The organism is Streptomyces sp. NPDC050433, from assembly GCF_044458565.1.
Lineage (GTDB): Bacteria > Actinomycetota > Actinomycetes > Streptomycetales > Streptomycetaceae > Streptomyces.
In genome coordinates this window covers 32,910-57,027 of sequence record NZ_JBITIB010000006.1, presented here as the reverse complement: position 1 = coordinate 57,027, position 24,118 = coordinate 32,910, and the positions used below count along the sequence as shown (strand labels likewise).

Annotated in this window: 24 protein-coding genes and 1 riboswitch; of the genes, 13 read left to right on the top strand and 11 right to left on the bottom strand. The window is 69.8% G+C overall.

Annotation, left to right across the window (positions count from 1 at the left end):
* Window positions 1–38: 38 nt before the first annotated feature.
* Together ACIBLA_RS09605 and ACIBLA_RS09600 are read right to left on the bottom strand one after the other, a co-directional pair.
* Complete coding sequence (locus tag ACIBLA_RS09605; protein WP_399198286.1) at window positions 39–1,958, bottom strand: Dyp-type peroxidase; 1,920 nt, start codon at window positions 1,956–1,958, stop codon at window positions 39–41.
* Window positions 1,922–3,811: a galactose oxidase early set domain-containing protein gene (locus tag ACIBLA_RS09600; RefSeq protein ID WP_363241457.1), complete on the bottom strand. Its 1,890-nt coding sequence runs from the start codon at window positions 3,809–3,811 to the stop codon at window positions 1,922–1,924. Before ACIBLA_RS09600 ends, ACIBLA_RS09605 begins: the two co-directional genes overlap by 37 nt.
* 797 nt (window positions 3,812–4,608) lie before the next feature.
* A riboswitch (cyclic di-AMP (ydaO/yuaA leader) is annotated at window positions 4,609–4,801 on the top strand.
* Between the two features lie 4 nt (window positions 4,802–4,805).
* Here ACIBLA_RS09600 and ACIBLA_RS09595 point away from each other — a divergent pair.
* Window positions 4,806–5,546, top strand: a complete 741-nt coding sequence (locus tag ACIBLA_RS09595) for a LysM peptidoglycan-binding domain-containing protein (protein WP_363241458.1) — start codon at window positions 4,806–4,808, stop codon at window positions 5,544–5,546.
* A 293-nt stretch (window positions 5,547–5,839) separates the two neighbouring features.
* Here ACIBLA_RS09595 and ACIBLA_RS09590 read toward each other — a convergent pair whose 3' ends face one another.
* Genes ACIBLA_RS09590 through ACIBLA_RS09575 form a run of 4 tightly spaced genes read right to left on the bottom strand, consistent with a single transcriptional unit; the run spans window position 5,840 to window position 9,286 of the window.
* The gene (locus ACIBLA_RS09590) at window positions 5,840–6,742 is read right to left on the bottom strand and encodes an SRPBCC family protein (RefSeq protein ID WP_399198285.1); all 903 of its coding nucleotides are present in this window, start codon (window positions 6,740–6,742) and stop codon (window positions 5,840–5,842) included.
* Window positions 6,739–7,056, bottom strand: a complete 318-nt coding sequence (locus ACIBLA_RS09585) for an ArsR/SmtB family transcription factor (RefSeq protein ID WP_399198284.1) — start codon at window positions 7,054–7,056, stop codon at window positions 6,739–6,741. Before ACIBLA_RS09585 ends, ACIBLA_RS09590 begins: the two co-directional genes overlap by 4 nt.
* A gap of 37 nt (window positions 7,057–7,093) precedes the next feature.
* Window positions 7,094–7,948 (bottom strand): alpha/beta fold hydrolase, encoded by an 855-nt coding sequence (locus ACIBLA_RS09580; protein WP_399198283.1) that lies wholly within the window; start codon window positions 7,946–7,948, stop codon window positions 7,094–7,096.
* 54 nt (window positions 7,949–8,002) lie between these two features.
* On the bottom strand, window positions 8,003–9,286 hold the full coding sequence (locus ACIBLA_RS09575; RefSeq protein WP_399198282.1) for a YeeE/YedE family protein: 1,284 nt from the start codon (window positions 9,284–9,286) through the stop codon (window positions 8,003–8,005).
* A 345-nt stretch (window positions 9,287–9,631) separates the two neighbouring features.
* Here ACIBLA_RS09575 and ACIBLA_RS09570 point away from each other — a divergent pair, with 345 nt between their 5' ends.
* Both ACIBLA_RS09570 and ACIBLA_RS09565 read left to right on the top strand, forming a co-directional pair.
* Window positions 9,632–10,036: a VOC family protein gene (locus ACIBLA_RS09570; RefSeq protein ID WP_399198281.1), complete on the top strand. Its 405-nt coding sequence runs from the start codon at window positions 9,632–9,634 to the stop codon at window positions 10,034–10,036.
* Window positions 10,037–10,344: 308 nt separating this feature from the next.
* Window positions 10,345–10,563, top strand: a complete 219-nt coding sequence (locus tag ACIBLA_RS09565; RefSeq protein ID WP_399198280.1) for a hypothetical protein — start codon at window positions 10,345–10,347, stop codon at window positions 10,561–10,563.
* Here the strand turns inward: ACIBLA_RS09565 and ACIBLA_RS09560 are convergent.
* On the bottom strand, window positions 10,536–11,513 hold the full coding sequence (locus ACIBLA_RS09560; protein WP_399198279.1) for an aminoglycoside phosphotransferase family protein: 978 nt from the start codon (window positions 11,511–11,513) through the stop codon (window positions 10,536–10,538). The genes ACIBLA_RS09565 and ACIBLA_RS09560 overlap by 28 nt on opposite strands.
* Before the next feature lie 231 nt (window positions 11,514–11,744).
* Here ACIBLA_RS09560 and ACIBLA_RS09555 point away from each other — a divergent pair, with 231 nt between their 5' ends.
* Window positions 11,745–12,269 carry a hypothetical protein gene (locus ACIBLA_RS09555; RefSeq protein WP_399198278.1) on the top strand — a complete coding sequence of 175 codons (525 nt, stop codon included), beginning with the start codon at window positions 11,745–11,747 and terminating at the stop codon, window positions 12,267–12,269.
* A gap of 57 nt (window positions 12,270–12,326) precedes the next feature.
* On the opposite strand, the gene ACIBLA_RS09550 is transcribed toward ACIBLA_RS09555, so the two are convergent.
* Complete coding sequence (locus ACIBLA_RS09550; RefSeq protein WP_399198277.1) at window positions 12,327–12,515, bottom strand: DUF397 domain-containing protein; 189 nt, start codon at window positions 12,513–12,515, stop codon at window positions 12,327–12,329.
* Window positions 12,512–13,351 carry a Scr1 family TA system antitoxin-like transcriptional regulator gene (locus ACIBLA_RS09545; protein ID WP_399198276.1) on the bottom strand — a complete coding sequence of 280 codons (840 nt, stop codon included), beginning with the start codon at window positions 13,349–13,351 and terminating at the stop codon, window positions 12,512–12,514. The genes ACIBLA_RS09550 and ACIBLA_RS09545 overlap by 4 nt, the downstream gene beginning before the upstream one ends.
* A gap of 167 nt (window positions 13,352–13,518) precedes the next feature.
* Here ACIBLA_RS09545 and ACIBLA_RS09540 point away from each other — a divergent pair, with 167 nt between their 5' ends.
* Complete coding sequence (locus ACIBLA_RS09540; RefSeq protein WP_363241469.1) at window positions 13,519–13,968, top strand: ATP-binding protein; 450 nt, start codon at window positions 13,519–13,521, stop codon at window positions 13,966–13,968.
* Between the two features lie 26 nt (window positions 13,969–13,994).
* Here the strand turns inward: ACIBLA_RS09540 and ACIBLA_RS09535 are convergent, their stop codons facing one another.
* Window positions 13,995–14,774, bottom strand: a complete 780-nt coding sequence (locus tag ACIBLA_RS09535; RefSeq protein ID WP_363241470.1) for a DUF899 domain-containing protein — start codon at window positions 14,772–14,774, stop codon at window positions 13,995–13,997.
* 173 nt (window positions 14,775–14,947) lie between these two features.
* Here ACIBLA_RS09535 and ACIBLA_RS09530 point away from each other — a divergent pair, with 173 nt between their 5' ends.
* The 8 genes from ACIBLA_RS09530 (at window position 14,948) to mmuM (ending at window position 22,719) form a co-directional block, all read left to right on the top strand.
* Window positions 14,948–15,583 carry a TetR/AcrR family transcriptional regulator gene (locus tag ACIBLA_RS09530; protein ID WP_399198275.1) on the top strand — a complete coding sequence of 212 codons (636 nt, stop codon included), beginning with the start codon at window positions 14,948–14,950 and terminating at the stop codon, window positions 15,581–15,583.
* Window positions 15,580–16,509 carry an NAD-dependent epimerase/dehydratase family protein gene (locus ACIBLA_RS09525; RefSeq protein WP_399198274.1) on the top strand — a complete coding sequence of 310 codons (930 nt, stop codon included), beginning with the start codon at window positions 15,580–15,582 and terminating at the stop codon, window positions 16,507–16,509. The genes ACIBLA_RS09530 and ACIBLA_RS09525 overlap by 4 nt, the downstream gene beginning before the upstream one ends.
* 160 nt (window positions 16,510–16,669) lie before the next feature.
* Window positions 16,670–19,087 (top strand): ATP-binding cassette domain-containing protein, encoded by a 2,418-nt coding sequence (locus ACIBLA_RS09520; protein WP_399198273.1) that lies wholly within the window; start codon window positions 16,670–16,672, stop codon window positions 19,085–19,087.
* 135 nt (window positions 19,088–19,222) lie between these two features.
* Entirely contained in the window at window positions 19,223–19,645 is a 423-nt protein-coding gene (locus tag ACIBLA_RS09515) for a cell division protein SepF (protein WP_399198272.1), read from the top strand.
* Window positions 19,646–19,658: 13 nt separating this feature from the next.
* Complete coding sequence (locus ACIBLA_RS09510) at window positions 19,659–20,051, top strand: nucleotide pyrophosphohydrolase (protein ID WP_399198270.1); 393 nt, start codon at window positions 19,659–19,661, stop codon at window positions 20,049–20,051.
* 147 nt (window positions 20,052–20,198) lie between these two features.
* Complete coding sequence (locus ACIBLA_RS09505; protein WP_399198269.1) at window positions 20,199–20,684, top strand: DUF6099 family protein; 486 nt, start codon at window positions 20,199–20,201, stop codon at window positions 20,682–20,684.
* An 84-nt stretch (window positions 20,685–20,768) separates the two neighbouring features.
* Window positions 20,769–21,719 (top strand): LLM class F420-dependent oxidoreductase, encoded by a 951-nt coding sequence (locus ACIBLA_RS09500; protein WP_363241477.1) that lies wholly within the window; start codon window positions 20,769–20,771, stop codon window positions 21,717–21,719.
* Between the two features lie 37 nt (window positions 21,720–21,756).
* The gene (mmuM, locus tag ACIBLA_RS09495; RefSeq protein ID WP_399198268.1) at window positions 21,757–22,719 is read left to right on the top strand and encodes a homocysteine S-methyltransferase; all 963 of its coding nucleotides are present in this window, start codon (window positions 21,757–21,759) and stop codon (window positions 22,717–22,719) included.
* Window positions 22,720–22,770: 51 nt separating this feature from the next.
* Here mmuM and ACIBLA_RS09490 read toward each other — a convergent pair whose 3' ends face one another.
* A complete protein-coding gene (locus tag ACIBLA_RS09490) occupies window positions 22,771–24,069 on the bottom strand; it encodes a citrate:proton symporter (protein WP_363246840.1) in 1,299 nt (432 codons plus the stop codon).
* Window positions 24,070–24,118 lie beyond the last annotated feature (49 nt).

Sequence of the window (24,118 nt, the reverse complement as noted above, 5' to 3'; positions counted from 1 at the left end):
CCGCGGTCGAGGGGGCCGGTGTCCGGTCCCTGCGACGGTCAGTGCGCGGTGTTCGTCTGCCAGACCACCGTGCCGTCGGCGGCCCGGATCACCACGTTCCCGTCGGTGAGGAGGATGAGCTTGGCGCCGGGATTCCCGGTCGTGCGGGACTTCCAGACCGGTCTGTCGCCGGCGGTGAGGACGACGATGTCGCCGTCCCCCTGGAAGGTCGCCCGCGCCCCGCCGCTCCCCGCGGTCCCCGATTCCCAGCGGGCCTGGTCCCTCTCGTCCAGGACGACGAGATTCCCGTCCTCGCGCATCACGAGCCGGGCCTTTGCCGGGCCGACGGGCCCGTCCGCGGGGCGCAGCGTGAAGGGGGCCGTCAGGATGCGGTCACCGCCGGGATCGCCGCCGCCGTCGAGCTTCCCGTCCGCGAGGTGTTCGATGGTCGTCAGCGAGGGAGAGAACGCGTACACCGCGCCCTCCGTCCTGACGAACTGCTCGAAGCGCACCTGGCAGCCCTTGAAGTTGACATCGGTGGCGGTGGCGACCAGCGGGTCCCGGCCCGGTGCCGGAGTGCGCTGCGGGAAGTTCGGCTCCTCGATCCAGTCCTTCTGGATGAACTCGAACTGCCTTACCAGATCCGCCTGGTAGCAGACGAAGACCAGACCGCGCGGTGCGTCCGGCCCGTTGCCCGCACCGCCCGCCGGGTCGAACGGCCGGCCGTAGGGGATGCCGCGCCGCATGATGCGCCGCCCGTCCAGACCGCCCTTCTCCGGGACGGTCTCCGTGTCGGTCGATCTGACCAGCAGGCCGTCGCGCGGACTGGTCTGGCGCAGATGCGAGAACAGCGGCGTGATCTCACCCTCCAGGTCGTCGCGGTAGCTGATGTCGTTGTCCGACCACGCCTCCGCGTCACTCGGGCTGTCCGCGTGCGGGCACTTCGCCACGGGTGTGCCCGAGCGCCAGCGGCCGACCATACGGGCGGCCAGCCACTCCGTCGTGGCCTCCGGCGGCACCGCCTCCTGGAGCTTCAGCTCCTTCAGGCGCTCCGCGATCTGGGCCCACCAGCCGGGAACGTCCTGCGCGAGACGCCGTACGACCTGGAAGGACCCGTTCCGCGCCCAGTCCGGGAGATCGGTCTTCTTCCCGTCGTCCCGCTCGTGACCGACGACGATCTCGCCGGCCGGGATGATCCGCGTGCCGGGGCTGCCCTTCTTGTGCTCGGGCCTGTACGGGTCGGGCGGGTCGAAACCCTTGACGGCCGGCTCGCTGATGCCGTCCTTGAAGCCGAAGTGCTCCTTGCCCCGGCGGGTTCCCTCCAGGGTCGCGCCGTCCTGCTCGAAGACGATCACGACCTTGTGCCGGGCGGCTTCCTCGCGCTCCTCGGTCAGCGCGACCCGCAGGTCCTGGGGGCGGTCGGCGGAGACGGTGAGCACCGCGTGGACGGGCTGGCTCGCGCCGTTGCCGAACAGCCAGTGCTCCGGGGCGCACTGCCCGGTGTCGCCGAGCATCGCCGCGCGCGCCGCGGGCCCCTCCTTGAAGGCCTCCTGGGTGCTGTCCGGCGGGACCGACGGGAAGGGGTCACGCCCGGCCAGCAGCTTCAGGCCGGGGTAGGTGAAGCTGACGACCCGCCATACGGCGTTGAGCGCCTTGGGGTCGTCGCCGCCGGACTGCTTACGGGCCTTGCTGAACTCCGCGTTGAACGCGGCGACCTGCCGGGTCGTGGCGATCCGGGGCCGCAGCCGCCGCAGCCAGGTTCTGGCCAGGGCGTCGTTCTCGAACTTCAGTAAGAGGAGCTGGACATGGTCCTTCTTCGCTCCGGCGATGATGTCGCCCTGGATCTCCCGGCTGGTGCGCAGCGGCAGATCGGCCTCGCCGCCGCCGTCGGCCGGGGCGTACGTCGGCGGAGCCTGCGTCGGCGGAGCCTGCGTCGCGTAGGTCATGACCCGGCCCCGGTCGGTTGGAGGGAGATCCACTTGGCGACGCTGGGGACGCCCTCCTCGTTGAGGAGGAAGAGCATGTACCAGCCGGGCGGGGCGGCTTCGGCGGTGGGCGGTGTCTGCAGCTCCAGTTCGCCGTTGCCCTGCCGCTTGATCCGCAGCTCCAGATGGCGCTGGCTGGTGTTGACCGAATGCGTGGCGGTCGTGGGCGACAGCAGTACCGCCCGCTTCACCTCGTGGGCGGTGGGGCTGGAGACGGTGAACCGCTCGTCGTAGGCGCGCGGGCCGCTCGGCACGTGATCGAGCCTGGGCCGCGGCCCGTTGTGGAGATACGACGGCTCGTACATCTCGATGGTGCCGTCCATGTCGTCCTTGATGTCCCGGTCGTTGGCGATCTGCTGCGCCTCGTCGCCGGTGACCATGACACGGCCGTCGGGCAGCACCACGGCGTTGGAGTGGTAGCCGCGCGGGAGCCGCTGGACGGGGCCCAGTCGCCAGTCGCCGTTCTCGTCGCGCAGCTCCGTGTGGCGGTACTTCAGGTCCGCGTTCGGGTTGTACTGCCCGTTGCCGTAGTCGCGGATGTCGAAGGCGCCGTTGACCGTGAGCAGGTCCCCCGTGGGCAGCAGCAGCGTGTTGTCCTGCGTACGTCCGAAGGCCCGCGCCTCCTTGGTCTTCCACTTGCCCGCGGCCAGTTGATACGTGTTCGGGTCCGTGCGGTCGCCGCCGAGGACCAGGAGGGAGTCCGGGCCGCGGAAGCCGCCGGGCAGCGGGACGGCGGAGCCGTAGCTCCGGTCGGCGGCGCCCGGCCGCTGCGCGAGATCGCTCCGGGTCTCCTTGACGGGGTCGAACAGCCACTGCTGGTCGTGGCTGCGGCCGAGGCCGTAGATCTTCCCGTCACGCAGGCTGAACAGATGCGGGTAGTCGAGTCTGTACGGGGCGTCCGCGCCGAACCGGTCGACGTTCTGGAAGCGGGGGATGTCGGTCGTGCGGTACGGCACGGGGTCCCCCAGCGCGGGGAAACGCTCCACGATCGGGGTGGGCGTGCCCCAGCCCAGCTCGGACTGGCCGGACATGATCAGCATCCGGCCGTCGGGGCCGGTGACGACGCTGGGATACCAGCGGCCCACGGTCATGTCCTCGTTCATCGCCCAGGTCTCGCTCCACGGGTCGAAGACGAAGGACAGCTTGGCGCCCGAGCCGCCGTTGCCGCCGAGATTGCCGCCGAAGACGCCGAGCATCCCGTTGGGCAGGAAGGCGTGGCCCGCGCAGAAGATGGGCGCGGGACGGGAGACACCGGTGCTGTCGGGCATCATCACGGCGGGCGGGGTGACCTTCTTGAAGGCACTCGCACCGGTGCCCTTCGCGGGATCCCAGAGGAACGCACGGCCCCGGTTGGCCGCGCCGACGACCTGGGTGGGGGCCGTCTCCTTCGTGGGGTCGGTCTCGATCCGCTCGAAGGAGAAGAGGAGCACCTTGCCGGTCGGCAGCTGGGCGATGTGGACGCCGAAGTCGGGCGAGTCGAAGTACTCCTTGAAGGCGCCGAAGTCCGCAGGTTTGTAGTCCCTGTTGGTCTTCTCCTGCGTCTCGGTGAGCATCTTCAGCCGCGCGGTGCGGGTCGCCTGCGGGTAGGTGCCGAGATCCGCGGCGCCCTGGCGGGTGGCGGCGTGCTCCTCCGCGTGCTCATGGCCGAGCACCGCCGCCTCGGCGGGATCGACCTCGGGTTTCTCGGCCGGGCCGACGCCCGCCCTGGTGGAGTGCTCGTGGTGGCCCTCACCGCCGTGAGCGGCAACGGGGGCGGCGCCGACGAGAGTTGAGGCGGCGAGCGCGCTGACGACAGCGCAGGCGGCGAGAGTGTTGGACAGCCGTGTGCGAGAGCGGGGATATCTCATGAGGCTCGACCCAGGTCCTTTCCGGAGTGGTGGGAGCACGCGGTACGGCGATGCCGCACCCGGAGCGAATGACTACTCGCAGTAATCAATGCTGGCGGTGTTCGAGAGGAAAGGTCCAGAAAAAGCAGTGAGGTTGCCCCTATAGAGCTAACAGGCGGTTCATAGGCTTCACTTCGGCGCACGCGCCCGGCGCCCGGTCCGGCCACCGGTGCGCCCGCACGCACCAAGTCGGCATCTGGTGTGGGCTGTTGATAAACCCGTGATATGCCTGAGGCTGAGACGACGCGTGATCGGGCCAACGGCGTAGCGATATAAGGCGGTTATGGAAACACCGTTCAGAACAACCTGATCGCCGGCGCGGCCAAGTGTCCCGGAATTATGCCGGCGACCGATCGCGACCCGCTGCCGCTCTCGGGTGAGACCCTGCTCAGCGGAAACGCGCCGCACGGCACCGGCGGCCCCGGCACCAGGCTCGCCTTATGTGCCCTCGACCTATGGAAAATAATCATTTGTCCGCTTTGTGGGGCAGGTCGTTATGGGTATTCAAAGCCTTACTTGTCCGTTTATGGCCGTTGTGATGACCTGCGTGGTTGCACGGAATTCCTATGATGTGTGTCACAGCGGAGGTGAACTGTGCCTCCCCGGCCCGCCGCCCACCTCCCGTGCGGGAAAGGAAAGTTGAGACCTGAACCGCCGGGCGGGAATTCGCATTAATCGCCATCGGATCCGCGAATGGCCCAGAACTGTGAATTCAGGACTTGTTTCGCTCTGACGTTCTCGCTTACGTTCTCGTCATTCCGGGTGGAACGCCGAATCCTGCCGCCGTCCGGAAACCGCATCCAACCATTTACGTACGGCAGGAGCGGGGGACCCAGGTAAGTCGCCGATCCGTTGCACCGGACCGGCTTGGGGTGAAGTCGCGCGCGCAGCGCGGCCGGGCATCTCCCGCCCGAACCCGACAGCTCACCTCGCAGGCGACGGAGAGGACCTCGTCATGCCCGCACCGGGTAAGCACCGCCGTTCCCGCACCACCCCCCTCGGCCGCCGGCTCATCGCCCTCGGCACCGGCAGCGCCGCCCTGGCCCTGCCCCTTCTGACCGCCACCACGGCGGGCGCCGCCCCCGCCCCGCAGAGCGTCGCGTCGGCCCCGTCGGCCGCCACCGCCGCCAAGAAGGTCACGCACACCGTCGTGAAGGGCGAATCGCTGGCCAAGATCGCCAAAGCCCGCTCCGTGAGCGGCGGCTGGAAGGCGCTGTACAAGAACAACCGCGCCGCCGTCGGCGACAACCCGTCGCTCATCCACCCCGGCCTCAAGCTGAAGCTCGCCGGGAAGGCCAAGGCAGCCCCGACCGCCTCGACCGAGAACCCCTCGTCGGACAAGAAGGAAGCCGTCAAGTCGGCCGCCAAGTCCTACACCAACGACCTCGACGGCTGGATCCGGGAGGCGCTGGACGTCATGGCGAAGAACGGCATCCCCGGCTCGTACGACGGCATCCACCGCAACATCATGCGCGAGTCCGGCGGCAACCCCCAGGCCATCAACAACTGGGACTCCAACGCCGCGGCCGGCACCCCGTCGAAGGGCCTGCTCCAGGTCATCGCCCCGACCTTCGAGGCGTACCACGTGCCCGGCACCTCGACCGACAGCTACGACCCGGTCGCCAACATCGTCGCGGCGTGCAACTACGCGGCTGACCGCTACGGCTCGATCGACAACGTCAACGGCCCGTACTAGTCGGCCCCGGCCGATCGGCCCTTCCTGATCGGCCCCGCTGATCGCCCCCCGATCGGCACCGTCGGCACCCTCGCCGGCCGGACCCGCGCACGCGGTCCGGCCGGCGTTCGGCGTGCGGGCGACATGCGTTCGGCGTGCGGGCGCCGTCCCGTGTGCGGACGGCGTGCGGGCCGTCCAGGAGGGGAAAGGAGAGGGGTGTGGATATCACCAGCAATGCCTTGAAAGAGGCTCAGGAGCGTGCCCAGGAGCCGGAGGAGTAGCCCCGACGCCCGCCGCTCGATCCTCCGCCGCCCCTACTCCGCGTCGAGCAGCCCCGCCGCCAGCTCCTCCACCCGCGCCCGCCACGCCACCAGCGCGCCGTCCGTGTCGAAGCCGCGCGGCCCCGTCTGGGTGAGCACCAGCCGGGGCCCGTGCCCGGTCCCGGTGCCCAGCTCCCAGCGGACCTCGCCCTCGGGATGCCAGGCGTACGCGAGGAGTCGCGGCGCCCGTACGTCCGTGACCGGGCCTGCCGGGACGTTGTCAGCGGTGAAGCCCGGGGGCACGGGCGACCCCGTCAACGGCTCCACCCCGCCCGTCAGTTGGGACCAGACCGTCTCCGCGGGCCGTACGAGCTGACGCTCGAACCGGACTCGCAGCCCGCCGTCGCCCGTCTCCTCCACCCGCCCCCGCGTCAGCTCGCCGAACCGCGCCAGATACGCCTCGTGCAGCGTGCCGCGCCTGTCCTGCTCGACATCGACGGGACCACCGGCCAGCACCTGCGCCAGCGCGGTGACGCACACCTGCCACCCGGACGCGAAGCTCGCCGCCCCGAACCGGTCGCCGAAGGTGTGTACGAGGGTGAGCCGCGAACCGTCCCCGTCCGGCGTGATCTCCCAGCTCAGATGGTCCTCACTCCAGGTGAAGGCGAACAGGCGCGGCTCGTCGGCATCGGTGACCTTCCCGGTCATGCCGGGTCCGCTGTCGCCGGGGAAGTGGAAGCCGATCTCGCCGCCCGGCCGCAGGTCCACGCTCACCTCGGAGGGGAACCAGCGCGCGAGGTTCGCGGGCCGTGTGATCGCCTCCCAGACCCGCTGTGGCGGATGCGCGAGCCTGCGCTCCATGCGCAGCGCCGTCCGCCCGCCGCTCTCGGCGGAGAGGGAGGAAGAGGCAAAGCTCTCGTCGGCGGGGTCACTGGAGTCGTTGGGGTGCGCAGTCATGAGGAATCGTCCTCCATCGCGTCGAGATGCCGTTCGAGCGCGTCGAGACTGCCGGTCCATAGATGGCGGTAGTGCGCGAGCCACGCGTCGAGTTCGGCCAGCGGCTCCGGATCCAGCTCGTACCAGCGGCGCTGGGCGTCCTGCCGGACCCGCACCAGTCCGGCGTCCCTCAGCACCCGCAGGTGCTTGGAGGTGCCGGGCTGGCTCAGTCCGAGCCGGTTGGTCAGCTCACCGACCAGATGCGGGCGCTCCAGGAGCAGATCGAGGATCTTGCGCCTGCTGGGCTCCGCGAGCACGTCGAACGGTATGGGCATACCTCGACCATACCGATCCAGCTATATAACCGCAAGGTTATGTAGAGGTGGAGCCCCGCTCCAGCAGCCAGTCCATCGCCGGCGGACACGCGTCGAGGACCGACACATGCCCGTCATCGGGCCGTACCCACAGCTCCGCCCGGGGCAGCGCGGCGAGGATCGCCCCCGCGTGCGACGGCGGCACCACCCGGTCCCGGCTGCCCTGCACGAGCAGTACGGGCGCGGCCACCTCCGCCAGGTCGAAGCCCCACGCGGTGGCGAAGGCGACGTCGTCGTCGATCTGCCCGTCCGGCCCGGCCTGCCCCGCCTTCACCGCGTCGGCGCCCAGCGACTTCCACGCGCCCTCCAGCGCGGCGAAGTCGGCGGAAGTGAAGCTCGCGGGGTCGAACTCGTCGGTCGCCGCGTACAGTTCGCGCGCCTCGCGCCCGTCGGCGGCGGCCCGCAGACCGCCGGGCGACACCATGCCCTCGTACCAGTCGAAGTCGTCCGTGTACGGCGCCAGCCCCGCGAGGCAGACGGCTCCCGTCACCCGGTCCGGCAGCAGCGCGGCACACGCCAGCGCGTGCGGCCCGCCCCCCGACGCCCCCATCACCGCGAACGGCCCCAGGCCGAGCGCGTCCGCGATCCCGGCCACGTCGTCCGCCGCCGCTGCCACGTTCCGCCCCGGCTGCGGGCTCGAACCCCCGTAGCTGGGGCGGCCGTACGACACCAGCCGGATACCGCGCGCCGCGGCGGCGGTGAGCAGCGGCTCCAGCGGGGCGCCGGTCTGCGGCGAGCCGTGATGCCACACGATGGTCGGCCCGTCCTCGGTATCCCGGGCCTTGGCACCCTGGCTGTCGTACGTCCGCAGCGTGCGCCCGTCGCTCAGCTTCACGTCCTGTTCGATGACCACCGGCTCAGCCTACGGCGGACGACCCCAGTTGGCTCAGCAGCCGCGTTCCCCGGCTCAGCAGATCCCGTCGCCGGGCTTGGGGTTGCCCAGCGCGAACAGCGGGCGCAGCCGAAGCCCCGCCCATGTGCCGAGCAGGGCGGTCGCGCCCCAGATCCAGCCATGCAGGCTGCCCGACGCGATGCCCGCGAGGTACGCGCCGATGTTGCAGCCGCCCGCCAGTCGCGCGCCGATCCCCATGAGCACGCCGCCGAGTACCGCGGCCACGGCGGTGCGGCCGGGAATGCCCCGGTGCAGCGCCCACGTCCCGCCGAGCGAGGCGGCGACAGCGGCGCCGATCATGATGCCGATGTCGGTGAGGCTGTTCTTGTCCTTCAGTACGGGCCCCGCGAACATCTCCGCGTTGCCCGGCTGCTGCCAGAACGACCAGTTGGCGGGGTTGCCGCCGAGCGCGTCGACCACCCGCGAGCCCCACAGGCTGAACGCGCTGGTGACACCCCAGGGACCGCCGGACACCAGCAGCACGCTGGCGCCCAGCACGGCCAGCGCCAGCGCGCCGGCGGCCAGTGGCCATGATCCGCGCAGCACGCGCGCCGCGCCCGTGGCGCTCGGCGGGGTGCTGATCGGCGGCGGGGTACGGCGCGCCTGTACGCGGCGGCTCACCAGCACGATGAGGCCCAGTACGGCGATGGTCACCGCCCAGGAACCGAACCACCCGACATGGTCCGACAGCAGGACCGGATCGAGCGCCGGCAGGTCCTTCCAGAGGTCGAACTGCCAGGCGGCGAGGGTCGATCCGACGATGAAGCCGCCGAGCGTGAGCACGATGGACGTCTGCCCCGAGCCCACGGCGAACAGCGTGCCCGACGCACACGCGCCACCGAGCTGCATCCCGACGGCGAACACGAACGCCCCGACAAGCAGCCCGACCCCGAGCGGCCCCGCCGACGGCGCGGGCACGGAGCCGAACAGCCCCGTGCCGCTGCCGATGATCAGCGCGAAGAGAGTGGCGGTGGTGCCGAGGAGCAGGGCATGGGCGCGCAGCCCCTGCCCGTTGCCGACGGCGACCAACTGCCGCCAGGCGGAGGTGAATCCGAACCGCGAGTGGAAGAGCGCCAGGCCCAGACCCAGCCCGAGGAGCAGGAGCGTTCCGGGCTTGGCGCCGTGCGTCGACCACACGTACGCGGTCAGTGCGACGGCCAGCAGCCCGGATATCGCGAGCGGCACGCGCCGTACCGGAGGCGCCGGTTCGGCCTCGGGTGCCGGGGCGGAGGTCGGGGAGGGGGTGAGCAGCGCGGCGGGGATCGGGATCGTCCGGCGCGGGGGAGCGGTGGTGGTCACGACTGTTCTCCGAAGTCGGTGAGCGGTGAGCGGTGAGCGGTGGCAGGGCGCGGGGGCTCGACTCACGGACAACAGAGGTTGTCGTCGACGCACCACACCGAGTTCGCGAAGCACGCGAGACACAGGAGACGGGCGGGTGCGGACATGGCGGTGAGACTAGCGCGAGCATTCGATTCCATGCGCAGCTATCTCACAGGCCGGACAGTGCGTCCATGATCCGACATGGAGTCGAGGGCGGCGTTCCCGTCACATTCCCCCGTCGGCGTCCGTCAGTGCGATGACGAGGCAACACCGACAACGGACCGCCGTGTGACGGCCGGGCCGAACGGAAGGGACAACAGCACCATGCTCACCAACCTCATGTACGTGACGATCTACGTCAGCGATCAGGACCGCGCGCTGCGCTTCTACACCGAACAGCTCGGCCTGGAGACACGCGTCGACTTCACCGGGCCGGAGGTACGTTTCCTCACCGTCGCGATCCCCGGCAGCCCGGTCGAGTTCGTCCTCTGGCCGCACGCCGCGGCCTCGGGGCAGCCCGCCGAAGCCCGGCCGGGCAGCGTGCCCGGTTCGGTCTTCATCGAGTCGGACGACCTGAGGAAGGACTTCACCGTCCTTCGCGACCGGGGTGTGACGTTCGACCAGCCCGAACCGGAGGACTACGCGTTCGGCATCCGCGTCGAGGCGGTGGACCCGGACGGCAACCGGATCTCGCTGCGCCAGCGCGGCGGCCCGGCAAGCGGGTCATGATGGCCCCTGACCACCAGTAGGTTGCGGCGCCACTACGCTCAGGTGATGTCGGCGAGGGCGTGACTCCACTGGATGTCGCCGACATCGCCGTGGCCCGGCGACTGGTGGGAACGTCGCAAGGCACCGGCCCGGCGGTGGCGGCCCTGCCGGAGACATGGCGGAACTGTTCGAACTGACCGTGGAACTCCAGCGGTTCCACGCCCGGTCGCCGATCCTCCGCCCCGCCTTCGTCGCACCTCGGGGCCATCCGGGACGGCTTAGCGGCGATCGGTATCGCGGCGGTCACCGCGTCCGTGCGTTCGGGGGGAGTGGGCACCACACTGCTCGTCGGCGTCGTGAGCTGGTCCGCCGACCACGACTTCACCACATGCGGTACGGAGTGGTCGTCGGCCAGCCTGGTCAGCGACGCCTTCTGGCGCGGCCACGGATTCGCCCCCGTGGGCCACAAACTCAGCCGACTGGTCGACGCCCGCGTCTCCTGGGCCGACAGCGAACTCAACTACCGCTGCTTCCTGCCCGAGTTGTAGCCACGAAGCGACAGCCACCGCAGGGAAGCGAGACCGAGCGCTGTCATCATGTGCTCCAGCCTCGGATCAGTACCGGGATCCGCCGAGTCCATCGAGCACGCCGCCGCCAGCAGAAACCCCGCCTGCGCCGAGATCAGCACGTCCACCGCCTCCGGATCGACACCGGTCAGCAGCGGATGCCGGGCGGCGTACGGCTCCGGGTCCGCCCCGCCGAGCGCCACACTGCCCAGCAGCATCACCAGATCCGCGTACGCGGGCCCGGTCCATGCGTGCGGCCAGTCCACGACCACGACACGCTCGTCCGTAAGCAGCACGTTGAACGGATACAGGTCCCCGTGCGTCAACGTGTCCCCGACGATCACCTCGGGAAGCCGCGCCTCAAGAGCGAGGTGCCGCTCCAACTCCCGCGCGGCGCCGGGGGCGATCTCACCCAGCTTCACGCGCGACCCGGGACTGTCCGCCAGCCGGCCCCAACCGCCCAACCGGGGCGACGTGTCCGCCGAGTTGAGGCGCGGCGCCGGGGTCAGCCGCTCCGCGAGACCGGTCAGCGCGTCGAGCACCCGCTCCAACTCGCCCTCCCGCCACGGCTGTACGGGTAGCGCCCCGTCGACGTCCTCGAAGACGAGCGCCACCCACTCCTGATCGTCGTACGCCCCCAGCAGCCTCGGTACGGGAACCCCGTGCGGCAGCCCGTCGTTCACCGCCGCCTCCCGCCGATGGAACGCCGCCACGGCGGGCGCGGTGGTCGCGTCGACAGCCTTGGCGAACGCCCTGCGCCCGTCGGCCAACCCCAGCCGCGCCGCGAGCCCGTCGGAGAACCCGCCCCGCTGGCTCGTGGCCGCTGTCACCCTGCCCCCGAGCACGTCCTCGATACCCGTCCGCACAGAACGGGGGAGTTCGCGCCAGGGCTTACGCCGGCTGCCGGTGGACGGGTCGTTGTCGGTCGTCATGGCTCTCCAGAGATCGAAATGTGGGCCGAGGCGGGAATTCCGTTTACCCGCCCGAAATGAAACCGTTGAAGTCGTGCAACCCTCAGGCAAGATCCCGTGTCTGCCTATGTGTTCGGAAGAAATTCCAGCCGACAGGCAGACAGACAGCACCGGGCCCAATAGCCGAGCGGTAGCCGCCATTGGCGGGCCCGTGGGTTTACTGCGCCCTTGAGGTCGGACGAAGGAGTTCGTATGCGCTACACGAAGCGCGCGGTCATAGCCACGGCCTGCGCATTTGCCCTGATCCCGGCGGGCGTGGCGGTCGCGGGCGACGGCCCCGCACCGAAGGCGCCGAAGTCGGCGACGCCGAAGTCGACGGTCCCGACCGAGGCCGGAAACCCGGCGAGTGCGAAAGCGCGCGTCGCGGGAGTCTGCGCCGACGCGTACCAGGTCGGAAAGACAGCGTACATCGACAGGGCAGGTGCGCACATCGCGTCGGTCAAGCAGTTCTACTCGAAGAAGTGCAACGAGAATTACGGGTATCTCTGGGTCTGGGATTCATTCCGTAAGACCAACAAGGAATACGACGTGAGCGTAGCCGTCTACAGCTACAGCCAGGACGACTTCTTCGGCGGCCGTGCGTGGCTGAACAACAGCGGCCAGGAGTACTGGTCCGAGGGCGCGGACACGGTGAAGGACTGCACGGCGGCCGTGGGTTCGCTCCGCAGGGCGGGCGACCCGCTCGCGGGCGAGGCGGCCAGCCAGAAGATGTGCTGACGCGGATGGGGTGGCCCGAGCGTTCCTCGGGCCACCCCGTTCGGCACGTCAGCGCGGTCAGCGCGCGGCGAGGTCTGCGGTGAAGGCGGCCCAGGCGGCGGGGGTGAGGGTGAGCCGGCCGATGTGCGGGTCTTTGGAGTCCCGTACGAGGACGGCGTCGGGGCGGGCGGCGACCTCGACGCAGTTGTCCCCGTCACCGCTGCTGTAAGTGCTCTTGAACCAGGCCAGTTGATTGGTCGTCTTCACAGTGCTCCTCGCAGTCGCTCCAGCAGACTCACCGTAGCCTCATGGCTGTGAGCCTGCGAGCGCAGCTTCCCATAGCGCTGGAGCAGAATGCTTACGTCGGTGGGGGCGGCGATCACGTTGCTCGACAACTGGCCCTCAGAGTAGCCGAGCCACTGATTGTCGGGTGTCTCGGCCAAGTACATGAGGCCTTCCGCTCCGGCGTGATCCTCCTGGAGCGTGGGCATGATCTGGATCTCCACATTACGCCGAGCACCCTGCTCCAGCAGGTGCTCGATGACAGTCCTCGTGACTGCCGCGCCACCCGCTCGGCGCTCCAGGACGGACTCCTCGATGATGAAGCAGAAGGCCGTGTTCTCCCGCTCCGACAAAAGCCGTTGACGCTCCATGCGAGCCGTGACTTGGAGCTCGATCTGCGCCTCGGTGAGTGGCGGCAACCTCCGCTCGGATAGCGCTCTGGCGTACGACTCCGGCTGCAACAGTCCCGGAATCGCCCGGCACTCGTACGCGTACAGGGAGATCGCTGTCTCCTCGATCAGCGCCCACCTCCTGAACCACGACGCCAGCCCCGCCCCCTTCGTCAGACTCCTCGCCGCCGCCTCCAACACCCGCTTGGCGACCGGTCCCAACACCATTCCCGCCCGCACCGGCAGGCCCTTCGGCGGAAAACGCTTCCCCTGCTCGATCTTGGCGATGTAGTGCACCGAGTACTGCACCCGAGGTGCGAACTCCTCCTGAGTCAGGGCGGCTTCTTCCCGCAGCGCCTTCAAGACCGCTCCGAAGGTCTTGAGACTGTCCGACGCCTCAGGTTCACTGCTCGTAATGCCGTCCGCCGTCATACCCGTTCGCCTCTCCCTGGACCAGCTCCACTCGATGCGTACCCCGTACAACTGGTCCAGCATCACTGGTAGTTACTCACCCAGTCCAGACGGTGAACCAGTACAGCGGATCGTTGGGTGGTTGTAGTCCCTGGTAAGGCGTCCAATCCGGCCCGGACGCTGGGCACATGCCATCCCCGCAGGCCCAAGAGGCCGTCACCGTACGTGTGTTCACCCAGCGGTTCTCCGCCACCCGGCGAGGCGCGCGGCTCGCGCGGAGACTCGCCACGCAGCAGCTCGACGCCTGGGGCATTCCCTACGGCTGCGAGCCGTCCGACGCGGCGGCCCTCGTGGTCGCGGAGCTGGCCGCGAACGCCGTCCTGCACGGCCGGGTCCCCGGGCGGGACTTCGCGCTGCGGCTCGCGTACAACACGGCCAAGGACCTCGTACGGATCGAGGTGAGCGACACCCACAACACGCTGCCGTCGAGGGCGCCCCGCGGCGCCGCCCCCGACGAGGAGCGGGGCCGCGGGCTCGTGCTCGTGGACGCGATCGCCGTGCAGTGGGGCATCAGCGGGCGGTCGGGTCCGGGGAAGACCGTGTGGGCGTACGTGCAGGCTTCACGGGGAGACGCCTGACAGGGGACGCCTTCTGCGCAGGCGCGTCAGTGGTGGCCCTGACGGCCGAGGGTCTGCTCGGGGGTCGCGCCGGGGCGGGTCCACTGCGGTACGGGGCGGCCGGTCGGGCCCCAGGTGGCGTTCCCGTCGGCGTCCGAGCGCCAGTACCAGCAGGGCTCGCGGCCCTCGGGCCTGTCCTCCGGGTTGTCCTCCCACGCCTCTCCCCGGCCGTAGGGCGTCATGTCGAGCAGGGCGAAGGACCCGGCGGCCGGCTCGTTGCCGCGGCCCGTTGTGGAGTACGTGAGGAACACGCGCTCGCCGTCGCGCAGATAGGAGGTGAGGTAGCCCATGCTGCCGCCGGCCGGTCCGTCCACGCCGCGTACCGAGTACCAGGGCTGGGTGTAGCCCATGAACTCGACGTAGGGGGCGACCTCGTTCCACGGGCCTGTGGTCAGTACGGCGTAGGAGACGCCGCGGGCGTTGAGGTAGACGGCGTCCTTCACGTGCCAGGCCGTGACGGTGCAGCCCTCGCACTGCCCCTGGTGCGGTGCGCCGTCGTGCCACATGTGCTTGTAGACCACGAGCTCGTCGCGGCCCTGGAACAGGTCGGTGAACGGGACGGGGCCGTCGGGTCCGACGACCTCGACCGTCCCGTCGAACTCGACCATCGGCAGCCGGCGGCGGGCCGCGGCGATCGCGTCGCCCTCATGGGTATGGGCCTTCTCGCGGATCAGCAGCTCGTCGCGCGCCGCCTGCCAGGTGGCCAGGTCGACGACCGGCGGCTTTCCGGGGAGGTCGCTGCTCGCGTTGCCGGATGTGGTGGTCATGGAGTCCTCCGTGGTGTCTGGTGCCGGGCGGCGTCGTACGAAGCCGTACGACGCTCACCAGTACCGACTCGCGGCCCGGCCGAAACTCATCGACGAGTTCACAGACGCGCGCTCGGGCGTTAACGTGGAAAGCAAGTACTTACTTTCTGCCTTCGCCCCTTCTTGGAGCGCTCATGCCGGACACCCGTTCACGGATACTGACCGAGGCCATGCGCCTGTTCGGAGAGCTGGGCTACACCGCCACCACCATTTCGAAGATCGAGGCGGCGGCCGGGCTCTCCCCGGGGTCCGGGGCGCTGTACAAGCACTTCCGCAGCAAGAAGGACATCCTGAGCTTCGGTCTGCGTGAGCGCATTCGTAAGAAGGACGCGCTCACCACGCTCCTGCGTACCGAGGCCACGGCGGCCGACCCCCGCGCGCTGTTGCGCGCCGTCGCGAAGTCCGGGCTGGAACGGCTGGCGTACGAGCGCGATGTCAACCGCATCCTGGTGCGGGATCTCGCCGCGTTCCCCGAACTGCTGGAGGAGTTCCGTACGGCCGAGGTCGCGCGCAACCACGCGGCGCTCACCGGGCTCCTCCAGACCCACGCGAGCGCCCACACGACCGACGACGCGGCCCCCGGCGTCCCGGACACGGACTGGTCGGCCGTCGCCGCGATCCTTCAGGACGCGCTCTCCCACTACTGGCTGATGGCCGACATCTACGGCGGCACCCATCCGACCGGGGTCACCGAGGACGCCTATCTGGACACCCTCACCGACCTGGCGCTCGCCCTTGTTCCCGCACCGCCTCCCCAGGAGGAGTCATGAAGGTTCTCCTCGCCGGAGCCTCCGGCACGCTCGGCCGCTTTCTCGTACCCCAGCTCATCGAGGCGGGTCACGACGTCATCGGCGTTACGCGCGGCGCGCGGGCCGCCGACCGGCTCAAGCGGGCCGGCGCGACCGCCGTCGTTGCCGATGTGCTCGACCGGGACGCGCTGCTCGCGGCGGTGGACGGACTGGCGGCCGATGCCGTCATCCATGAACTCACCGCGCTGACCAAGGCCCCTGCCCGGCACGGCGACATGGAGCCGACCAACAGGCTGCGCGTCGAGGGGACGCGCAACTTGCTGGACGCGGCGGGGCGGTTGGGTGCCACGCGCTTCCTCACACAGTCGATGTTCCTCGGGTACGGCTTCCGTTACCTGGGGCGTGCACCGTTGACGGAACAGGCGCCGTTCGCCGTGCCCACCGGGTCCAGGACGGACCCGGTGCTCGCCGCGCTGAAGTCCACCGAGGACCAGGTCTTGGGCGGCGCGCCCGGCATCGAGGGCATCGCCCTGCGCTACGGCCTCTTCTACGGAGGCGACACCGACGTCTTCGCCGCCCTGCTGCGCAAGCGCCGGCTGCCGGTGCCGTCCGGGCGCTCCGGGACGCTGGCCCTGATCCACCACGAGGACGCGGCGTCCGCGACCGTCGCCGCGCTGGAGCGCGGGGTCGCGGGGCGCGCCTACAACGTCGTGGACGACACCCCGGCCACGTGGCGCGAGTTGATCGAGGGGGTCGCGCGTACGACCCGTACGCCCAGACCGCTCGTGCTCCCGGCCGGGCTGATCCGCCTCGCCGCGCCGTACATCGGCGAGGTGATGACCCGCGTCGACGTACACGTTTCCAACAGGCGGGCGCGCACGGAACTGGGCTGGACGCCGCGGTATCCGGGCTACCGGGAGGGTCTGGCGGGCGGGAAGCGCCCGTAGCGCCCGTACCGTTCCGCACACCGGTCTCGTACCGTTCGGCACACCGATCAGGATCGGAGAAGCGCTGGTCATCCGGCCGCACTAGCGTGACGGCCATGGATATCAGAGCTGGTGGGCCAGAGCCGGTCGCCGCCGACTCCGCCTCACAGATGGAGACACGATGAGCAGGACCACGAGGCCTGGCACACGGGCCGGAAGCCGCCCGCCCGCGCCCGACGGTGCCGTCAGCCACGGCGTGATCCGTGTGCACGGCGCGCGCGTGAACAACCTGAAAGACGTCAGCGTCGAGATCCCGAAACGCCAGCTGACGGTGTTCACCGGCGTCTCCGGCTCGGGCAAGAGCTCTCTGGTGTTCGGCACGGTCGCGGCCGAGTCGCAGCGGCTGATCAACGAGACGTACAGCACCTTCGTACAGGGCTTCATGCCGACCCTGGCGCGGCCCGAGGTCGACGTACTCGAAGGGCTGACGACCGCGATCATCGTCGATCAGCAGCGGATGGGCTCCGACCCCCGCTCCACCGTCGGCACCGCCACCGACGCCAACGCGATGCTGCGCATCCTCTTCAGCCGCCTCGGCAAGCCGCACATCGGCTCGCCCGGCGCTTTCGCCTTCAACGTCGCGTCGGTGCGGGCGAGCGGGGCGATCACGGTCGAACGCGGTGCGCGCAAGACGGTGAAGGCGACGTTCAACCGCACGGGCGGCATGTGTCCGCGCTGTGAGGGCCGGGGCACGGTGTCCGACATCGACCTCACGCAGCTCTACGACGACTCGAAGTCGCTCGCCGAGGGCGCGTTCACCATCCCCGGCTGGAAGTCGGACAGCTTCTTCACCGTGCGCGTCTACGCGGAGTCGGGCCTGCTCGACCCGCACAAGCCGATCCGCAAATTCACGAAGAAGGAGATGCAGGACTTCCTCTACCGGGAGCCGACCAAGGTGAAGGTGGAGGGGGTCAATCTCACGTTCGAGGGGCTGATTCCCAAGATCCAGAAGTCGTTCCTCTCCAAGGACCGGGAGGCGATGCAGCCGCACATCCGGGACTTCGTGGACCGCGCGGTGACCTTCACGACGTGCCCCGAGTGCGACGGCACCCGGCTCAGCGAGGAGGCCAGATCCTCCAAGATCGGGGGCATCAGCATCGCCGACGCCTGCGCGATGCAGATCAGCGAACTCGCCGAATGGGTGCGCGCGCTGGACGAGCCGTCGGTCGCGCCACTGCTGGAGGCGCTGGGCGGGACACTCGACTCGTTCGTGGAGATCGGACTCGGCTATCTCGGCCTGGACCGCGCGTCGGGCACGCTGTCGGGCGGCGAGGCGCAGCGCGTCAAGATGATCCGCCACCTCGGCTCCTCCCTCACCGATGTCACGTACGTCTTCGACGAGCCGACGATCGGGCTGCACCCCCACGACATCAACCGGATGAACGACCTCCTGCTGCGGCTGCGTGACAAGGGCAACACGGTGCTCGTCGTGGAGCACAAGCCGGAGACGATCGCGATCGCCGACCATGTGGTGGACCTGGGTCCTGGCGCCGGTTCGGAGGGTGGCACCGTCTGCTTCGAGGGCACGGTGGACGGGCTGCGTACCGCAGGGACCGTCACCGGCCGCCACTTCGACGACCGGGCCGTTCTCAAGGAGACGGTGCGCAGGCCCACGGGCACGCTGGAGATCCGCGGTGCGACGACGCACAACCTGCGCTCCGTCGACGTCGACATCCCGCTCGGGGTGCTCGCTGTCGTCACCGGCGTCGCGGGCTCCGGCAAGAGTTCGCTCGTGCACGGCTCGTTGGTGAGTGGGGCGGTCGGCGGCGACACGGGTGTGGTGGCAATCGGGCAGGCCCCGATCCGCGGCTCGCGGCGGAGCAACCCCGCGACGTACACCGGGCTGCTGGAACCGATCCGTAAGGCGTTCGCCAAGGCCAACGGTGTGAAGCCGGCGCTGTTCAGCGCCAACTCCGAGGGTGCGTGCCCCAATTGCAACGGTGCCGGCGTCGTCTACACCGATCTGGGGATCATGGCCGGGGTCGCCAGCGTCTGCGAGGAGTGTGAGGGGAAGCGGTTCCAGGCGTCGGTGCTGGACCACCACCTCGGCGGTCGCGACATCAGCGAGGTGCTGGCGATGTCGGTGGCGCAGGCCGAGGAGTTCTTCGGCGCGGGCGAGGCGCACACCCCGGCCGCGCACCGTGTCCTGGACCGGCTCGCCGACGTCGGGCTCGGCTACCTCACCATCGGCCAGCCCCTCACCACCCTGTCCGGCGGCGAGCGGCAGCGGCTCAAGCTGGCCACGCACATGGGGGAGAAGGGCGGGGTGTACGTCCTCGACGAGCCGACCGCCGGTCTGCACCTGGCCGACGTCGAGCAGTTGCTCGGGCTTCTCGACCGGCTGGTGGAATCCGGCAAGTCGGTGATCGTGGTCGAGCACCACCAGGCGGTGATGGCGCACGCCGACTGGATCATCGACCTCGGCCCCGGCGCCGGTCATGACGGCGGACAGATCGTGTTCGAGGGCACACCGGCCGATCTGGTCGCGGACCGCTCCACCCTCACCGGCGAGCATCTCGCGGCGTATGTGGGCGCCTGAGCGCTTCGGTTGGGGGCTGTCCGGTGGGCAAGGAGGTGGGTTGGGCCCGGACTGGCCCGTGTCGCTGTTGGGCCGAACGGGTGAGGAGCGGGAGGATGGCCGTATGCAGACACAGTGGGCGTGCGAGGCGATCCGGTGAGCAGATACGGCGGTTACGACAGGTATGACAGGTACGACAGGTACGACGCCACCGACGAGCAGTGGGAGGGCCTGGCTCAGGTCGTCCCACTGCGGGGGCGCGACGAGTGGCCCTCGCGCGTCGACCACCGGGCGATCCCCGAGGACTACACCGCCGAGCAGCGGCGATTCGTCGTCCTGCGGGTGCGGGTCTTCGCCGACGCGCGTGATGTCGCGGAGCATCTGATCGCGCAGATCCCGGTGTTGCTCGATCTGACCGGCGCCGAGATCGACGTGGCCAAACGCATCCTGGACTTCAGCAGCGGGGTCGTCTTCGGGCTGGGCAGCGGGATGCACCGGGTCGACCGCAACGTCTTCCTGCTCGCGCCGGTCGGCACGGAGGTGGAGGGGATCGCGGCGGCGGCGGTTCAGCAGCCCTGATACATCTGGGTCCGTGACGGAACTGGATGTACAGGGATTGCAGCGCAGACTGGTGGAGTTCGCGGCGGCGCGGGAGTGGGAGCCGTACCACACACCGAAGAACCTGGCCGCGGCGCTGAGCGTCGAGGCGTCCGAACTGCTGGAGATCTTCCAGTGGTTGACGCCCGAGCAGTCGGCGCGGGTGATGGAGGACCCCGGCGCGGCGCACCGCGTGCGGGACGAGGTCGCGGATGTGCTGGCGTATCTGCTTCAGCTCTGCGACGTGTTGGGGATCGACGCGCTGACCGCGCTGTCCGAGAAGATCGACAGGAACGAGCTGCGCTTTCCGCCGGCTGGGGACCACCTCGCATCTCCGGCCGCATCTCCGTCCGCATCTCCGGCCGCGCCTGAGTCCACATCCGAGTGATTCGTCACTCTCCGGAGTGAGTGAGTTATTCACAACCGGCTTCCTGTCCACAGATTTCCGAATTCCTCTGGTCTTTCTGTTGGCAACGCCTCACTCTGGGTAATGAAGTAAGTGGGCAGGGAGTTGGCACGGAGACGGGGATGGCGAATGGACGCGGAAAGGCTCATCGGGGCCGGCCGGGTTGCCTTGGCCCGGTGCGGTGCGGCGTTGGACATCGTGGCAGAGGCCTGGCAGGCACAGGCTCTCGCCCAGGCGATCGGCGATCAACTGGTCCTGCACGGACCGCAGGAGCTGAGGACGGAGGCCAGGGGTCTCGCTGAGACGGGCGCGCGGGGAGGCGCGTCACCCGACCACCCCTCACTACGGGCCGGGGGGATACGGGCGGCACGGCTCTCGACGGTGACAGACCCGCGCAGTTCACTGACCGGGCTCGGCGTTCTCCTCGGCGAGGTGGGGATCGCACTGGTCTCGGTGGCCTGCGGGACGGACGAGGAGGGGTTGTATTGGCAGTGCATCGAGGCGATCGACGCGGCCGACGAGTCGAACGACCGGGTGCTCGGCATGCTGCGAAAGCTCAGCGAGAAGGACGAGGTCCGTGAGCGCGTGCGCGAGACGGAGAAGGAGAGCAGATAAGGAGAGCGAAGGGCAGCAGATGACGGAGGGAGGGCCCGGCGAGGAGGCGCGGCCGACGGGCAGTCGAAGGTGCAGGATGGATGCATGGATCTTCGAATCTTCACCGAGCCCCAGCAAGGGGCGAGCTACGAGACGCTGCTGACCGTCGCCAAGGCGACGGAGGACCTTGGCTTCGACGCCTTCTTCCGCTCCGACCACTATCTGCGGATGGGCTCCGCCGACGGTCTTCCCGGCCCCACGGACGCATGGATCACGCTGGCCGGCCTCGCACGTGAGACCAAGCGGATCCGACTCGGCACCTTGATGACGGCAGGCACCTTCCGGCTGCCGGGCGTGCTCGCCATCCAGGTCGCGCAGGTCGACCAGATGTCGGGCGGCCGGATCGAACTGGGCCTGGGCGCGGGCTGGTTCGAGGAGGAGCACAAGGCGTACGGAATCCCGTTCCCCAAGGAGAAGTTCGCCCGCCTGGAGGAGCAACTGGCCATCGTCACCGGCCTGTGGAGCACCCCGCCCGGAGAGACGTTCTCGTACGACGGGACGCACTACCAACTGGCCGACTCACCCGCGCTGCCCAAGCCGGCCCAGTCCAAGGTCCCGGTGCTGATCGGCGGACACGGCGCGACCCGCACTCCGCGCCTCGCCGCGCAGTACGCGGACGAGTTCAACATCCCGTTCGCCTCGATCGAGGACAGCGAGAGGCAGTTCGGCCGCGTGCGGGACGCGGCGGTCACGGCCGGACGGAAGGCCGACGACCTGGTGTATTCGACCGCGCTGATCGCCTGCGTGGGCAAGACCGACGCGGAAGTGGCCCGCCGGGCCGCGTCCATCGGACGGGAGGTGGAAGAACTGAAGGCGAACGGACTCGCGGGCTCACCCGCCGAGGTCGTCGACAAGATCGGTCGGTACGGAGCCATCGGCGCGTCCCGTATCTACTGCCAGATGCTGGACCTGGACGACCTCGACCACCTGGAACTGCTCTCCTCCCAGGTCCAGTCCCAGCTGGGCGCCGACCTGATCGAGCAGTCCGCACGCTGACCCGAGCCGTCCGCCGATCGAGGACAGGGAGGTGTCCGTGAAGCCCGACCGCACACTCGCCGCCGCGCTCGCCGAGGGCAGCCTCGTCCTCGACGGCGGGCTCTCCGACCAACTCCGGGCGCAGGGCTGCGATCTCACCGACGACCTGTGGTCGGCGCGGCTCCTGGCCGACGGCCCGGAGCAGATCGAGGCGGCCCACGCCGCCTACGTACGGGCCGGCGCCCAGGTGCTGATCACCGCCAGCTACCAGGCGACGTACGAGGGCTTCGCCCGCCGGGGCGTCGGCCGGGACCAGACTTCCGCGCTGCTGACCGACAGCGTGGCCTTGGCCCGGCGGGCGGGCGCCGGGGTGGAGCGGGAGGTCTGGGTGGCCGCGTCGGTCGGGCCGTACGGGGCGATGCTCGCGGACGGCGGTGAGTACCGGGGGCGGTACGGGCTGTCGGTACGGGAGTTGGAGCGCTTCCACCGCCCGAGGATCGAAACACTCGCCGCGGCCGGACCGGACGTCCTCGCCCTGGAAACGGTGCCGGACACCGACGAGGCCGAGGCCATGCTCAGAGCGGCGGAGGGATGCGGAGTGCCGGTCTGGCTCTCGTACACGATCACGGGCGACCGCACCCGCGCGGGCCAGCCGTTGGAGGAGGCGTTCGCCCTGGCTGCGGACGAGGACGGCGTGATCGCGGTCGGCGTCAACTGCTGCGCCCCGCCTGACGCGGACCACGCGGTGCCACTGGCGGCCACGCTGACGCACAAACCGATCGTGGTCTACCCGAACAGCGGCGAGACGTGGGACACAGAGTCGAATGGGTGGGTGGGGGTGGGGGTGGGGGTGGGGGAGGGCCCCTTCCCCACGTTGTTCCCACCCGCCCGCCTCCGCGACTGGCAGTCCGCCGGCGCCCGCCTCCTCGGCGGCTGCTGCCGCGTCGGCCCGAACCGGATCACCGAGATCGCGGCGCTGCTGAACGCCGAGCGGAACGACCCCTACCCGCCCCGCGCCTGAACTCTGTGCCCAGGGCCTCCCACCGAACCCAGACCCACGGGCAGGAAGGACCTAGAGCGAGATGGCGCCGGTGAGCAGTGCGACTGCCGTCATGACGAGGGTGGTGGCGAAGGCCCAGCGGAAGATGAAGCGTTGGTGTTCGCCGAGTTGGACGCCGCTCATGCCGACGAGTATGAAAGTGGAGGCGGTGAGCGGGCTGAGCGGGAAGCCGGTGGTCATCTGGCCGAGGATGGCGGCCCTGGCGACCTCGGCCTGCTCGATGCCGAACCCCTCGGCGGTGTGGGCCAGTACGGGCAGGACACCGAAGTAGTAGGCGTCCGGGGTGAAGGCCAGGCTCAGCGGCATCCCGGTGATGGCGACCAGGGCCGGGAGATGGCCGCCGAAGGAGTCCGGGACGACGGAGACCAGCGCCTCGGCCATCTCGGGAATCATCTTGGAGCCGGTCAGTACGCCGGTGAAGACCCCGGCCGCGAAGATCATGGTGGTGACCAGTACGACGCTGTTCCCGTGCTTTTCGAGGAGTGCTTGCTGCTGCTCCCACTTGGGGTGGTTGACGAGCAGGGCGACGGTGAAGCCGAGCACGAACAGGACCGGCAGGGGCATGAGTTCGAGGACCAGACTCACCAACAGGACCAGGGTGAGTGTGGCGTTGAAGACGGTGAGCCAGATCGCCGGGCGTGAAGCGGCCGGGGCCGGGAGGGTGACCGGCCCGTCGTCGGTCGCGTCGGCAGCCCGCTCACCGAGGCGGCGGCGTTCGCGGCGTCCGATCCAGTACGACGCCAGGAGGACCCACGCGATTCCGAAGCCCATGGCGGGCAGGACGGGCGTGAAGACCTCCGAACTGTCCAGGTCCAGCGCCGCCATGGCCCGGACCGTCGGCCCGCCCCACGGGATCATGTTCATCACGCCCGCGCCCAGGCACACCGTGCCGGTCAGCACCAACGGGCTCATTCCCAGCCGTTTGTAGACGGGAAGCAGCGCGGAGACGGTGATGAGGAAGGTGGAGGCGCCGTCGCCGTCCAGGGCCACACACATCGTGAGGGCGGCCGTGCCGACGGCGACCCGTGCCGGATCGTTGCGTGCGAAGCGCAGGACCTGTCGGATCAGCGGGTCGAAGAGACCGGCGTCCACCATCAACGTGAAGTAGAGAACGGCGAACGCGATCATGATTCCGGTGGGCGCCACCGTGGTGAGCCCGGTGAGGATCATCTCGCCCAGATCGCCGGCGAATCCACCGACCAGTGCGGCCACCACCGGCAGTAGGACCAGCGCCACCAGGACGGATACGCGTTTGGTCATGGTGAGCAGCAGGAACAGGCCGATCGTGGAGAATCCCAGAGCTGCCAGCATGGACGTCGCTCACTCTCGTAGGGCCGGGCGTTGCGGATGAGTTTCGGAG

Excerpts from the sequence above, each read along its gene's own strand:
- ACIBLA_RS09600 (WP_363241457.1), bottom strand. The coding sequence starts at position 3,811 with ATGAGATATCCCCGCTCTCGCACACGGCTGTCCAACACTCTCGCCGCC.
- ACIBLA_RS09595 (WP_363241458.1), top strand. The coding sequence starts at position 4,806 with ATGCCCGCACCGGGTAAGCACCGCCGTTCCCGCACCACCCCCCTCGGC.
- ACIBLA_RS09590 (WP_399198285.1), bottom strand. The coding sequence starts at position 6,742 with ATGACTGCGCACCCCAACGACTCCAGTGACCCCGCCGACGAGAGCTTT.
- ACIBLA_RS09585 (WP_399198284.1), bottom strand. The coding sequence starts at position 7,056 with ATGCCCATACCGTTCGACGTGCTCGCGGAGCCCAGCAGGCGCAAGATC.
- ACIBLA_RS09570 (WP_399198281.1), top strand. The coding sequence starts at position 9,632 with ATGCTCACCAACCTCATGTACGTGACGATCTACGTCAGCGATCAGGAC.
- ACIBLA_RS09560 (WP_399198279.1), bottom strand. The coding sequence starts at position 11,513 with ATGACGACCGACAACGACCCGTCCACCGGCAGCCGGCGTAAGCCCTGG.
- ACIBLA_RS09555 (WP_399198278.1), top strand. The coding sequence starts at position 11,745 with ATGCGCTACACGAAGCGCGCGGTCATAGCCACGGCCTGCGCATTTGCC.
- ACIBLA_RS09545 (WP_399198276.1), bottom strand. The coding sequence starts at position 13,351 with ATGACGGCGGACGGCATTACGAGCAGTGAACCTGAGGCGTCGGACAGT.
- ACIBLA_RS09540 (WP_363241469.1), top strand. The coding sequence starts at position 13,519 with ATGCCATCCCCGCAGGCCCAAGAGGCCGTCACCGTACGTGTGTTCACC.
- ACIBLA_RS09535 (WP_363241470.1), bottom strand. The coding sequence starts at position 14,774 with ATGACCACCACATCCGGCAACGCGAGCAGCGACCTCCCCGGAAAGCCG.
- ACIBLA_RS09530 (WP_399198275.1), top strand. The coding sequence starts at position 14,948 with ATGCCGGACACCCGTTCACGGATACTGACCGAGGCCATGCGCCTGTTC.
- ACIBLA_RS09525 (WP_399198274.1), top strand. The coding sequence starts at position 15,580 with ATGAAGGTTCTCCTCGCCGGAGCCTCCGGCACGCTCGGCCGCTTTCTC.
- ACIBLA_RS09520 (WP_399198273.1), top strand. The coding sequence starts at position 16,670 with ATGAGCAGGACCACGAGGCCTGGCACACGGGCCGGAAGCCGCCCGCCC.
- ACIBLA_RS09505 (WP_399198269.1), top strand. The coding sequence starts at position 20,199 with ATGGACGCGGAAAGGCTCATCGGGGCCGGCCGGGTTGCCTTGGCCCGG.
- ACIBLA_RS09500 (WP_363241477.1), top strand. The coding sequence starts at position 20,769 with ATGGATCTTCGAATCTTCACCGAGCCCCAGCAAGGGGCGAGCTACGAG.
- ACIBLA_RS09490 (WP_363246840.1), bottom strand. The coding sequence starts at position 24,069 with ATGCTGGCAGCTCTGGGATTCTCCACGATCGGCCTGTTCCTGCTGCTC.